This window comes from Parabacteroides sp. AF17-28 (genome assembly GCF_003479205.1).
Taxonomy (GTDB): domain Bacteria; phylum Bacteroidota; class Bacteroidia; order Bacteroidales; family Tannerellaceae; genus Parabacteroides; species Parabacteroides acidifaciens.
Window position 1 is genome coordinate 113390 of sequence record NZ_QUGV01000003.1, and the last position, 11456, is coordinate 124845.

Genomic DNA, 11456 nt, shown 5'->3' on the forward strand with positions numbered 1-11456 from the left:
GTCGTAACTAAAATAAAAAAAAGATATGAATAAGACACTGATAAAAAACGCCACTATCATCAATGAAGGCCGCACCTTTACCGGTTCGGTGCTGATCGAGGATGATAAGATTGCCGCTGTTTACGAAGGAACTGTTCCGGCTTCAGCCGAAGATGGTCAGGTGATCGATGCGACGGGTAAGCTTCTGCTTCCGGGTGCCATCGACGACCAGGTGCATTTCCGTGATCCCGGACTGACACATAAAGGCGATATCGCCAGCGAAAGCCGTGCCGCCGTAGCCGGTGGAGTGACTACCTTCATGGATATGCCGAACACGAAGCCGCAGACAACCACCCTTGCCGACTTGGAATGGAAATTCCGGCGGGGAGCGGAGGCTTCGGTAGCCAACTATTCTTTCTTCTTTGGCGGGACCAACGATAATATGGACGAGATCCGCAAGCTGGACCGGAGCCGTGTTCCTGGGCTGAAGCTTTTCCTGGGTTCTTCAACCGGCAATATGTTGGTCGACAAGAAGGAAAGCCTCGAACGTATCTTCGGTGAAGCCGGTATGCTGATTGCTATCCATGCCGAAAAGGAGGAGGTGATCAAACGGAACATAGCCCATTATACCGGCCTGTACGGGGAGGATCTGGATATCTCTTTCCACAGTAAAATCCGCAGCGAAGAAGCCTGCTATGCCTCTTCGTCCGAAGCGGTGGAGCTGGCGACCCGATTGAATTCCCGCCTGCATATCCTGCATCTCTCGACGGCAAAAGAGCTTACTTTGTTAAGCAATGAGCTTCCGCTGAGCGAAAAGAAGATTACGGGGGAAGTCTGTGTGCATCACCTTTGGTTCCATGATGGCGATTATGAATTGTTCGGTAACCGTATCAAATGGAATCCGTCTATCAAAACACTGGCGGACCGTACCGCATTGCGCGAAGCTGTCAATAATAACACGATCGATATTGTGGCGACCGACCATGCTCCCCATCTGCTTTCGGAGAAGGAGGGGAGTTGCCTGAAAGCCGCTTCCGGCGGACCGCTTATCCAACACTCGCTGATCGTGATGTTGGAATTGGCGATGGAAGGACGTTTCACCTACGAGAAGGTAGTGGAAAAAATGGCGCATATGCCTGCCGAACTGTTCCACGTCGACCGTCGCGGATATATCCGCCCCGGCTACTATGCCGACCTTGTCCTGGTCGACCCGAAAGAAACCTGGACGGTTGCCAAAGACAATATCTTATACAAATGCGGCTGGTCTCCTTTTGAAGGCTACACCTTCCATCATGCCGTTTGGAAGACATTCGTCAACGGACAACTGGCTTATACCGATGGTCGGGTGGATGACGCGGTCCGCGGAATGGAAGTGAAGTATATCAGTTGATATCAATCAGTTTGTGTGTTTGCAAGCTGAGACGCCAAAGGGGGTGGTGGAGGATGTACTCTACCACCTCTTTTGTGTTTTGGCAGGAACAAGGTTGAAGGAAATGCCAGGAGGCTTCCTGGTTGGCATAGGCTGTCAGGTCCTGTCCCGTATAGACCACTTTTATTTCGTCGATATGCGTCAGCCGCAACGGTGCGCCTTTCGGGGAGCAGGTCACCCAGTCGATGCCTTCGGGTAGCGGATTCGTTCCGTTTGTTTCGATGCATATATATTTCCCCGCCTGGTGCAACAGGTCGATAAAGGCCTGGTCGATCCATAGGGAAGGCTCGCCGCCTGTCAGTATGACAACGTTGGAAGGATAGGCCGAGACGGCTTGCAGGATTTCTTCGTCAGACATCAGCGTTCCGTCTTCATGGCGGGTATCACAGAAACTGCATTTCAGGTTACATCCGGAGAAACGGATGAATACGGCAGGCGTCCCCGTATGGAAGCCTTCACCCTGGAGGCTGTAGAATATCTCGTTAATCTTTCTCATAGATAGCCGTGTTTCCTTCTGATTCCTGAACTTCTACTTTATAACAGGTGGGGAGCTGGTCGCAGATCCATCTGGCGATATTCTCGGCTGTCGGGTTGAAAGGGAGTACCTCGTTGAGGTTCCGGTGGTCCAGCTGGTCTTTTACGATGCGTTTGATATGGCTGAAGTCGACCACCATGCCGTCCGGGTTCAATTCTTCGGAACGGCAATATACAGTGATAATCCAGTTGTGACCATGCAGATTCTCACATTTGCTCGGATAGGAAAGCTACAGACTATGTGCTGCCGAAATCTCCATTCGTTTGATAACGGTATACATACGATAAAACTGTTTTAGAATTTATGTCAGCCCCTAATGTCACCTCGGCGCAGGCTGCAAATTTACTCAAAAAATCCTGTTGGAGAGCTGTACTTAGTGTATTGAAATCTTAAAATATATATGTTCCGTTTGTATGTCATTAAAACTGTATGTCGAAGAAAATTTTTCGAAAAACAAGCCTTTTTGTTGCAAAATAAAAAATATATGCGTTAATTTGATTCAGAATCAAAGATATGAGGTGGTTTTGAACGCTCTGAACCGGTTTTCCGGCAGCAAGACCATATTGTTAAAAAATAGAAGAAGCTGCAAATAAGTTTCGATAATCTTAAAAATGTGTTTTATAATATCTTTTTTTATTTGTTCAGTAATTTAAAATGCCTCATCTTTGCATGCAGATAACCTAAACAATCTTTTTGCCTTAAAGACTAATACCTATTAAAACCTTAAAGAGGACCTTTGAGAAAAGGTCCTCTTTATGTTTTTAGAGGGTTACTCTTCCGTCTCTTCTATCTTTGACGATATTTTTCCGATCGCATCGTTCAGCCGTTCTTCCGGCGGGATGACATTGAAGTTCCCCCAGAATTTTTCATCGTATGTAAATTCGGTTTCGGCAAACACCGTTCGTGTCGGTAGCGCTTCGTTGCGGGTGAAGCGGCTTACCTGGTCGGTATCAACCTTGCAGGTTACCATCTCGAACCAGGTGTGGAGCGGGAATGTCCCGAACAGTTGCTTTCTTTTCTTGATCTTAAAATACAGGTCGCCCCGGACATGGTTGATATAGTACTGGCCGTTATACGGCTTATAGGTAACGGTGTAGGTTACCCTTTGCGGAGTGATTTTCAGGTTGCGGCTTTTCTTCTCCACCAGCATCCCGACTGTTTGTTTGATATATTTCGGATTGATCTCGAAACGGGCGCGGAGCAAGGCGTTGTTTTCGGAATCGATATACAGCTCTCCCCGGTACAAGGGCGAACGGACGTTTTCTTTCTGCTCGAAATAGACCACGTTGGCCAGCCGGTTGTCGATCACCGTGATGTCGGTCGAGGCATATGTATATTCTTCTATGTTTTCATTCGCCAACAGGAAGTCAGGCATCTCTTTTATCAAGTCAAGATGCAGGCTGGCCCCGATACCCGATTTCATCCGGGCGATGAGCGTATCTTTTTCCCGTTGGCTGATGATGCGGCGCATCTTGAGAAGCTTGACCTGGTCCGGTGACGGATTTTGCTTGTATCCGGACTTGTACACTTTGAAGACTGCTTCCGTAAGACCTACGAATTGACTTTTACGCTCGATTCCTTCCCGGTAGAACGTGGTCAGGTAGGCCGGCGACTGCGGGTAGTTCTTCCGGATGTTTTCCTGCATATCCCGAAGCAGGCGGAGCGGGTTGACAATGCGTACGACGACTTCCTGTATCGGGATCACCTTGGCTTCGAGGGCGATCGTGCTGTTTTGTTCAGTAAGCAGGGATGCCGCTACCTCACGCGGTTCGTAGCCCAGGTGGGAGAAATAGAGCGTGGATGTCCGGAGCGAGTCGGGGAGTGTGAGCCGGAACTCTCCGTTGGCGTTGGTGATGCTGCCGATGGAAGTATTCAGTACACCGACTGTACCGGCCTCGATCGGATCGTTCGTCTGCCTGTCGAGCAGGATGCCTTTCACGACAAAATGAACGTTTGTTTCTTCTCCGGGAATAGTGTCCGGTATGGCTACCTGTATTTTGTTCTGCGGTGGTGAAATCAGGATATGGTTGCCGATGACACGCAGGTTCAATTGCTCGTCCCCCGTGATCCGGTAGATAGCCTGCCGTATGGTATAGTCGCCGTCCGGAATGCGTACCGTTTTCTCGTTATCGATCAGCTTACTGTCGTAAATAAAGAGCAGGCCGGTTTGATCGGATACTTTGTCGAGCAGCCGGTAAACCGTGTTTTTTTCTTTGGATAAATGGATCATACGGCCCAGCACATCATCGCCATCCTGGCTTCGCAGGAAACCTGCCGGAAGCAAAAGCATCCAGAACAGCAGGAGCAGGCGGTATGTAGTGGTCGTATGTGTCATGATATAAAGGTATAACAATTATCCGGTTTTATTCGGACAGTGTTATCGTATTATTCTTTTCCGTTTTTTTCAGATTGAGCGCCAGGCAGATCAGTTCTGCCATATCTTCGGGCGTGTCGTTGGAGAACGTAACGGTAAGCGTCCGGTTTTGCAACTCAGGCGTTGTCTCCAACCGGATACCCGGATTTTGTGAATTGATAACCCGGAGGATATTACCGAGCATCTCGTCTTTGAACCGGATCCGTTCGGTGTAGCGGGCAAACTGTCCGGGGTCGGGTGTCGCGCTCAGTTGCAGTTTCCGGGAAAGAAGGGTTACGGTTTCTCCTGCTTTCACGTGTATATCCTGGCCGCTTTTCTTCAGTGTCACTTTCACTTCTCCCCGCTGAACGGACAGTTCGAAAGGAGAACTGCCGCTGCTTTTCACATTAAAAGCCGTGCCTAAGACCTCGATGCGGGTATCTTCCGTTTCGATCACGAAGGGGCGTGCGCGGTTGCCCGCCACGTCGAACAAGGCATTTCCCTGTAAGCTCACTTCCCGCCGGTCGGAAGAGAAATGTTGGGGATATTGCAACGAGGTGTTTTCCGCCAGATAAACGACGGAGCCGTCTTCGAGTGTCGTCACCAACGTAGTCGTTGTCTCGCTGTTCTGGCGGGTGAGCAGGTTCCGGTCGGCCTCCCGTTCCGTTCTGTTCAGATAAACGACGGATACGAGCAGGCAAAGCAAGGCGACGGCGGCAGCCATGCCCCCTTTCCATAGAATGCTTCTGAATGGCGAAGCCGGCCGGCCCGAAAGCAAGCCCTCTTCCTCCAGGCGTTGGTAGAGTGCATTCCATGCCCGGTCTGTTTTTTTCTTGTTTCTTTCTGTTTCAATCATATTTCAAATAAATCTCTAATTCATTGCGTAATGTGCGAAGTGCTTTTGTCATTTCGGCTTCCACTGTTTTAACCGATAGGGAGAGAGTGGAAGCGATCTCTGCATATTTCTTTCCTTCGAAGCGATGCATCCGGAATATGCGGAGACGGCGTTCGGGCAGCTTCCGGAGCGTACGCTCTATCAGGGCTTCCAGTTCCTTGTATTCTATCTGTTCCTGCGGGTCGTCCGGCATATCGTCTTTTTCCGGGCGGGAGAGGACGGCATCCCGGTAGCGGTTGCGTACGTCCTGATGTTCCCAATACTGAAGGGATTGGTTGCGAACGGCTCCATACAGATAACTTTTAATCGTATGGAACAGTTGCAACCTCTCTCTTTCTCTCCAGAACACTAAAAATAATTCCTGTACAATCTCTTCTGCTATATCCATTCTTCCTGTGATGCTCGCAGCATACAGACAAAGAGGCATATAGTATTGACGGAAAACTTGTTCAAAAGCCTTGACGTCTCCATCTTTGATCTTTGTCAGTATAAGCAGGTCGTTCAGCATAGGAATAATGTTTCAATATAATAATGTGCCAATGTGATAATTTGCCAATGTGCCAATTTTAAGAGAATGCTAATTTATACATTAATCTATTCATTGGCAAATCGGCACATTGATTAATCGGCAAATTATCTATGTTGCTTTTTCAGTCTGTCGACTGCATGTTCCAACGATTCTGTCGGCTCGATGATGTTATAGGAACCCCAGAAATTCGCGTCGGCAAAGTCGGCGACCTTGTCCGATAAGGACTGGTTCTGCTTGAATGCCATTTTGTACGGGATCGCGTTCGTCGTACTTTCTTTCCCGTCTGTCACGACCATTTCCGAAAGAATGGTGTAGTTGGTGGAGAACAATTTGCGTTTCCAGTCACATTTGAAGCGGACGCCGTTGCGGATGTAGCTCAGATAGGTCACACCGTCGCGATCCTGATAGTTGACGAGGAACGACACCTCGACCGGTTTGAAACGCAGTCCGAACGGTTTTTTCCGGAGGATTGCCTGTGTCGCCTTGTTGCGGTCGTTCATGTCGAGGAAGAACTCGGCGCGGGTGAAGGATAGCCGTTCCTTATCTATATATAGTTTACCGTAATAGAGCGCATACGGCAGGATGGCCTGCGGTTCGAAATTGATTACATACTGCGGACGGTCGTTGATCGTCGTCGACTCTTCCATACGGAACTTGTAGTAAGGCAGGCTTTCCAGCTCGAGTATGACATCCGGGTTTTTCACCACATCCACATAGATAGACATATTCGGTCCGCCCAGCAGCTTGACTGCCAACGTGTCGCTCGCCTTCTGGCTGAGCAGCTTGCGGCCTTTGAAAATCTGTACGCGATCGCGGTCTGCCGTCTCGTTGTAGGGTGTCTTATAGATGTCGATCACCGCTTCCGAGATGTTGATATACCGGCGTCCCTTCTGGGCCGTTTCCCTGTAAAATCCGGTCAGGAGGCTGTGCTTGGGATTATAGTTGGCCGGAATCTTTTTGATGGCCTCTTCCACCAGGTAGCGCGGGTCGCGGGCATGGATGATTACCTCTTCGAGCATATTCGTGTAAGGTGTCAGCCATACAGTCTCTTTTTCTATATTTTCTCCGTTCAGAGGAATTTTCGCATTGTAGTATCCGAGGTAAGATATCTCCACTTCCTTGGCCTGTATCGAGTCCTTGACCTTGAAGGAAAATTCACCGTCGGCATTCGTAACGGTACCGGTTGTCGTACCCGGAATCGAGATGTTCACATATTCCAGGCTCTTTTTGCTTTTCTTGTCTTTCACTACGCCGCTGACCGTGATGTAATCACTTTCGTCTGCCGAATCGGTCTGTGCCTGTAAAGGTGTGAATCCCGCCAGCAACAGTGTAATAAGCAAATATCCCCATAATTGTTTATGCATCGCTTTCATACTCCATATTGTTTAATAAGTTAATACTCTTGTTTGTATAACTAAGATGGTTCAGCCGGAAAATACCCTACACTTTTATGCTGTATTTTTTTCGGATGGTGGACATAATATGAAAATTTGACTATTTTTGCCCCGGTTATAGAAGATAAGAAGATGACGGAGCAGGAGGTAAGAAGATATTTGAGACAGATCGAAGAAGAGAGTTCCCAAGCGGCTCTGCGCGATTTTTACGACCTGTGTTTCGACCGTTTCTTCCGCATCGCCTACTACTATCTGCATACGGAAGAGTGGGCGCAGGAAGTCGTCCTGGATGTCTTTCTGAAAATATGGGAACGCCGGGATTCTTTGCACCGGATTGCCGACCTGGAAGATTATTTCTTTGTCACCGTAAAAAATGCCTCTTTGAATTATCTCGAAAAAGAACAGCGCCGGAAAGACCAGGCGGCGGAAGCTTGTGCCGACACTGCCGATACGGGTGAATCACCGGAAGATATATTAGTCAGCGAGGAACTTTTCGCCCATTATGTCAGGGCGCTCGACCGCCTGCCGGAGCGTTGCCGGGAGATTTTTATCCGCGTGCGTGAAGAAAAGCAACCGTATGCACAGGTGGCGGCAGATTTGGGTATAAGCGTCAATACCGTCGATGTGCAACTTCAAAAAGCCGTTGGCCGCCTGCGGGAGATGTTGGGCCGTTATATCGACGGGACAGAAATTTGAATATCTTTGTACCGGATATAATAGTATGGTATGAAAGATCTGGATCATTTTATCGCGCAACAACGTTTGATCTATCCGCTGTCGGATGAGGCGATACGGAAACTGACGGACGAGATGGAGGAAGTCTTTATCCCGAAAGGCAGTTTTTCGGTTTACGAAGGAGACCGCGACCCGTATGTCTGGTTTGTGAAGGACGGGTTGACGCGCTCGTTCGTGGAACGGGATATGCGCGACGTAACTTTGTGGTTTGCTTCGTCCGGTGAAATCGTGAATATGTCTTACCGTGAAATTGCCGCCTACAATCTGGAGATGGTGGAGGACACCGTCCTGTTGCGTATTCCGGCGCGGCGGCTGGAGGAGCTTTGCGAGCAGACGCTCGAACTGGCCAACTGGATGCGTAAATTGCTCGACTATTATCTTCGGGAATATGAAAACTATTTTATAAACGACAGTTGGAGCGATGCCCGCGAGCAATACGAAAACCTCCTCCGGACACGTCCGGACCTTTTTCAGCGGGTGCCCCTCAAACATATCGCCTCTTTTCTGCAGATCACTCCCCAATCGCTTAGCCGGATACGGTCATCGGTAAAATGAACTTATAAATCATCATTTACAGGTTAACTATTTCTTAGTTTTAAGCCTCCTGAAAATAACAAAATAGACAATAACCCCCTGTTTCGGCTATTTTTCTATTTCGTCCGAAATCCTGATCGGTTTTGGATTGACTCTTTTCATTATTTTAGCCCATTCGGATGACAACAGAGAGAATGAGGTGCCGAGCCCATATCGAAAAGCATACAATTTGATTGCTGAAAACCGGAAACAACAGCAAAGTGATAAACCTTAACTCCCGGAGAATCGAATATTTGCAGACGAAGGCGGACTGCGTTCCAAATATCCAAAGGAAATTTTAGGGACTTGTTGTTGTGAGGTGCGCAGAAAATAGCCGTGAAGTAACGCTTCATCGCTCTGAAGGTTGACTTCGTGCTATATGAAGTCCGACTTCAGAGCAACAATGTTGCGGGTCAGAGCGATAAAGTCCCTCTTCATGGCGATAAGGTGCCAGATCATAGGAAAAAGCTCCTTTTTGGTAGCTGAAAAGTGGATTAACATTTGTTCGGTTTCGGATGTCTTTTTACCCTGAACAATCCGTTTTATACAATAAGCCCCCTGCCGTAGGCTCTCTTTTGCCGTTTCGTTTCAACGAACGGTTTTAGTGCTTAGGGATGTGTCAAAACTGCCCTGTCCCCGCGCTTGACGCGGGGCCGCAATAAAACGGTCCTTATCAATCAGTTGTTTATACGGTCGGTTTTAATGCGATCCCGCGTCAAGCGCGGGAACAGGATCGTTTACGATCTCTTATAACTTTCAACTCTTAACTTTCAACTATCTTAAGGGGGCTTATTGTATAAAACGGATTTTTTAGTTCCAAAAGACATCCGAAACCTAACAAATGTTAATCTGCTTTTTGGGCCTCAAAAAGGGACTTTTTCGCCTTTTTTGAATGTTTTCCGCAATTATGACCGTCCTCTTTGCCATTGCGACCGTGCTAATGTGTAGTGCACTCGGCAGCTCGCGAAGATTAGGACGGTCGTAATGGCGATTTGAACGGTCGTAATTAGAAAGAGGACCGTTTTCATGGTAAAAAAGCCCCTGAATTTCCTTGCGATATTTGGGACGCCGTCCGTTTTATTTTCAAATAATCGATTCTCCGGGAGTTGAGCTTTATCACATTGTCGGCGTTTCTGGTTTTCGGTAATCAAATTGTACGCTTTTGGGAACGGACTGCGCACCTCGTTTTTCCTATTGTCAGAAAGGGGAGCTTAAACCGTGAAAAAAGTCAATCCAAAATCGATCAAGATTTCAGGCGAAATAGAAAAACGGACGAAAAGGGGGTTATTGTAATATTCATCAGATTTGCAAGAGGTTCAAAACTTGACAAAAGTGAGCTATAAATTATTTATCTGTGAGTTTTAGACAGAAGAACAAATGCCAAATATTGAACCTTTGTTTCCTCGTGCAGCGTTTTGTTTCCCGGGAGCATCTTGTATATAAATAAGGATTATCGGGCAATAGAGATGTCCGGATGGTTAAAGTATATATAAATGCTTGGAACTTATTTGGAAACAGCTATATTTGTAAATAAAATGGATAGTCTTTATTTAAGGCAGAGTGGAGGATTAAACCTATCCCTGCATTTTTAGTCTAAGTAGTAGAAATATTATAAAGTAGAGGAGAAACGAATATGAAACCCATGAAATTAACGTCTTTGATGGTGATGCTCCTGGTAGGCTTCAGTGCCGTAGCCCAGGAAGAGTTCTTTGATGATGTGTATTTCTCTTCCAGCAAAAAAGATAAAAAAGAAAAAACAGAAGAGAAGGTTATACAGCCTAAAGAAAAAGAGAATGCGGAACGCACGGTGATTTCGTCAACCTACAGCACAAGCAAGAGAAAAGCAGCTGTGTCTGACGAAGATCGTGCTATCGATGAATATAACCGCCGGTACTCTTCCGTCGATGTGGAAGAACCGTACGATGAGGATGCCGACGAATATACGGACGGTGAAGTTCTTGCCGAGTACAACGACGATATCGATAATGCCAAGTCGGTTGCTTCCGATACCAAAAAGGAACGCCGTTCAGATACGGAGTATACCGAACGTATCATCCGCTATCATTCCCCCAGTAAGATTACAGTCGCAGGAGCAGACCAGGTGAACCTGTATCTGAGCGACGGTTATTATGCTTACGGATATGATACAGACTATTCCGACGGACAAACGAATGTGAATGTCAACATCAATATGGGCTACGGTGGCTATGGCGGTTACTATGACCCCTGGTACAGCGGCTGGTATGGTGGCTGGTACGGTGGTTGGTATGATCCGTGGATCTACAGCCCTGCTCGTTATTGGGGTTACGGTCCGTCCTGGGGCTTCGGCTGGGGATGGGGTGGTTTCTATGCCGGCTTCTACGGCCCGTCTTGGGGCTGGGGTGGCTACTGGGGACCCGGTTATTGGGGCGGTGGTTACTGGGCTGGTTCCTGGGGACACCATCATCACTACAGATCCAATTACTATCATAGTAATGGTGGACGTTCTTCTTCCTATGCAAGTAGTTATAGAGGAAATGGAGGACGAACGGGTAGCTCAACTTATAGACAATCTTCTCGTGACCGCTATAATGGTTCAGCTTCTTCTTTGAGAGGGGATGGGAGCAGTAGTAGCATTACGTCGAATAGGAGTAATCGTTCCGGCCGTCCTTCACAGGGAACGTCTATCCGGAATGAAAACAGTAGCAGTATAACAACTCGTCCATCATCTGTAAACAGTACGACAAGAACTCGGGTAAACCGTCGGGATAATGCTAATGCAATTAGTTCATCTTCTTCGCGTACGCGTTCTTCGATTTCTTCAAGCTCTTCAAATCGCCAATATACGGCTCCTGCAAGAAGCAACAGAAGTAGCAGTAGTTTTGATAACAGTAGCACTCGTTCTTCTCAGTCAAGAAGTCAGAGTACCTATACTCCTTCAAGAAGTAGTAGTGGACGTAGTAGTTCTTATAGTTCATCATCTTCATACGGCGGTGGTGGCCGCTCCGGTGGTGGAGGCAGTAGTAGAAGCGGCGGCGGTGGCCGTCGGTAATGT

10 protein-coding genes are annotated in these 11456 nt (G+C 47.7%); 4 read left to right on the plus strand and 6 right to left on the minus strand.

The window, feature by feature from the left end; all coding sequences use genetic code 11:
* Positions 1 to 25 precede the first annotated feature (25 nt).
* Positions 26 to 1369: a dihydroorotase gene (locus DWW90_RS02920; protein ID WP_122343925.1), complete on the plus strand. Its 1344-nt coding sequence runs from the start codon at positions 26 to 28 to the stop codon at positions 1367 to 1369.
* Here DWW90_RS02920 and DWW90_RS02925 read toward each other — a convergent pair.
* The 6 genes from DWW90_RS02925 to DWW90_RS02950 form a co-directional block, all read right to left on the minus strand.
* Positions 1362 to 1904 carry a radical SAM protein gene (locus tag DWW90_RS02925; protein ID WP_122343926.1) on the minus strand — a complete coding sequence of 181 codons (543 nt, stop codon included), beginning with the start codon at positions 1902 to 1904 and terminating at the stop codon, positions 1362 to 1364. The two genes, DWW90_RS02920 and DWW90_RS02925, sit on opposite strands and share 8 nt — an antisense overlap.
* Entirely contained in the window at positions 1891 to 2145 is a 255-nt protein-coding gene (locus DWW90_RS02930) for a 6-carboxytetrahydropterin synthase (protein ID WP_233547639.1), read from the minus strand. Before DWW90_RS02930 ends, DWW90_RS02925 begins: the two co-directional genes overlap by 14 nt.
* Before the next feature lie 567 nt (positions 2146 to 2712).
* Positions 2713 to 4278: an STN and carboxypeptidase regulatory-like domain-containing protein gene (locus DWW90_RS02935; protein ID WP_122343927.1), complete on the minus strand. Its 1566-nt coding sequence runs from the start codon at positions 4276 to 4278 to the stop codon at positions 2713 to 2715.
* A gap of 28 nt (positions 4279 to 4306) precedes the next feature.
* Positions 4307 to 5152 carry a FecR family protein gene (locus DWW90_RS02940; RefSeq protein ID WP_122343928.1) on the minus strand — a complete coding sequence of 282 codons (846 nt, stop codon included), beginning with the start codon at positions 5150 to 5152 and terminating at the stop codon, positions 4307 to 4309.
* Positions 5145 to 5699: an RNA polymerase sigma-70 factor gene (locus DWW90_RS02945; RefSeq protein WP_167451650.1), complete on the minus strand. Its 555-nt coding sequence runs from the start codon at positions 5697 to 5699 to the stop codon at positions 5145 to 5147. Before DWW90_RS02945 ends, DWW90_RS02940 begins: the two co-directional genes overlap by 8 nt.
* 125 nt (positions 5700 to 5824) lie before the next feature.
* Positions 5825 to 7093 carry a carboxypeptidase-like regulatory domain-containing protein gene (locus DWW90_RS02950; RefSeq protein ID WP_122343929.1) on the minus strand — a complete coding sequence of 423 codons (1269 nt, stop codon included), beginning with the start codon at positions 7091 to 7093 and terminating at the stop codon, positions 5825 to 5827.
* Positions 7094 to 7246: 153 nt separating this feature from the next.
* Between DWW90_RS02950 and DWW90_RS02955 the strand changes: the two genes are divergently transcribed.
* The 3 genes from DWW90_RS02955 (at position 7247) to DWW90_RS02970 (ending at position 11453) form a co-directional block, all read left to right on the plus strand.
* Positions 7247 to 7810 (plus strand): RNA polymerase sigma-70 factor, encoded by a 564-nt coding sequence (locus tag DWW90_RS02955; protein ID WP_122343930.1) that lies wholly within the window; start codon positions 7247 to 7249, stop codon positions 7808 to 7810.
* Positions 7811 to 7840: 30 nt separating this feature from the next.
* Entirely contained in the window at positions 7841 to 8404 is a 564-nt protein-coding gene (locus tag DWW90_RS02960) for a Crp/Fnr family transcriptional regulator (protein ID WP_122343931.1), read from the plus strand.
* Between the two features lie 1660 nt (positions 8405 to 10064).
* Positions 10065 to 11453, plus strand: a complete 1389-nt coding sequence (locus tag DWW90_RS02970; protein ID WP_122344024.1) for a hypothetical protein — start codon at positions 10065 to 10067, stop codon at positions 11451 to 11453.
* The last annotated feature ends 3 nt before the right edge of the window (positions 11454 to 11456 follow it).

Bases quoted from the DNA above. Each gene is read 5' to 3' on its own strand.
- DWW90_RS02920 (WP_122343925.1), top strand. From the start codon at position 26: ATGAATAAGACACTGATAAAAAACGCCACTATCATCAATGAAGGCCGC.
- DWW90_RS02925 (WP_122343926.1), bottom strand. From the start codon at position 1,904: ATGAGAAAGATTAACGAGATATTCTACAGCCTCCAGGGTGAAGGCTTC.
- DWW90_RS02935 (WP_122343927.1), bottom strand. From the start codon at position 4,278: ATGACACATACGACCACTACATACCGCCTGCTCCTGCTGTTCTGGATG.
- DWW90_RS02940 (WP_122343928.1), bottom strand. From the start codon at position 5,152: ATGATTGAAACAGAAAGAAACAAGAAAAAAACAGACCGGGCATGGAAT.
- DWW90_RS02945 (WP_167451650.1), bottom strand. From the start codon at position 5,699: ATGCTGAACGACCTGCTTATACTGACAAAGATCAAAGATGGAGACGTC.
- DWW90_RS02950 (WP_122343929.1), bottom strand. From the start codon at position 7,093: ATGAAAGCGATGCATAAACAATTATGGGGATATTTGCTTATTACACTG.
- DWW90_RS02955 (WP_122343930.1), top strand. From the start codon at position 7,247: ATGACGGAGCAGGAGGTAAGAAGATATTTGAGACAGATCGAAGAAGAG.
- DWW90_RS02960 (WP_122343931.1), top strand. From the start codon at position 7,841: ATGAAAGATCTGGATCATTTTATCGCGCAACAACGTTTGATCTATCCG.
- DWW90_RS02970 (WP_122344024.1), top strand. From the start codon at position 10,065: ATGAAATTAACGTCTTTGATGGTGATGCTCCTGGTAGGCTTCAGTGCC.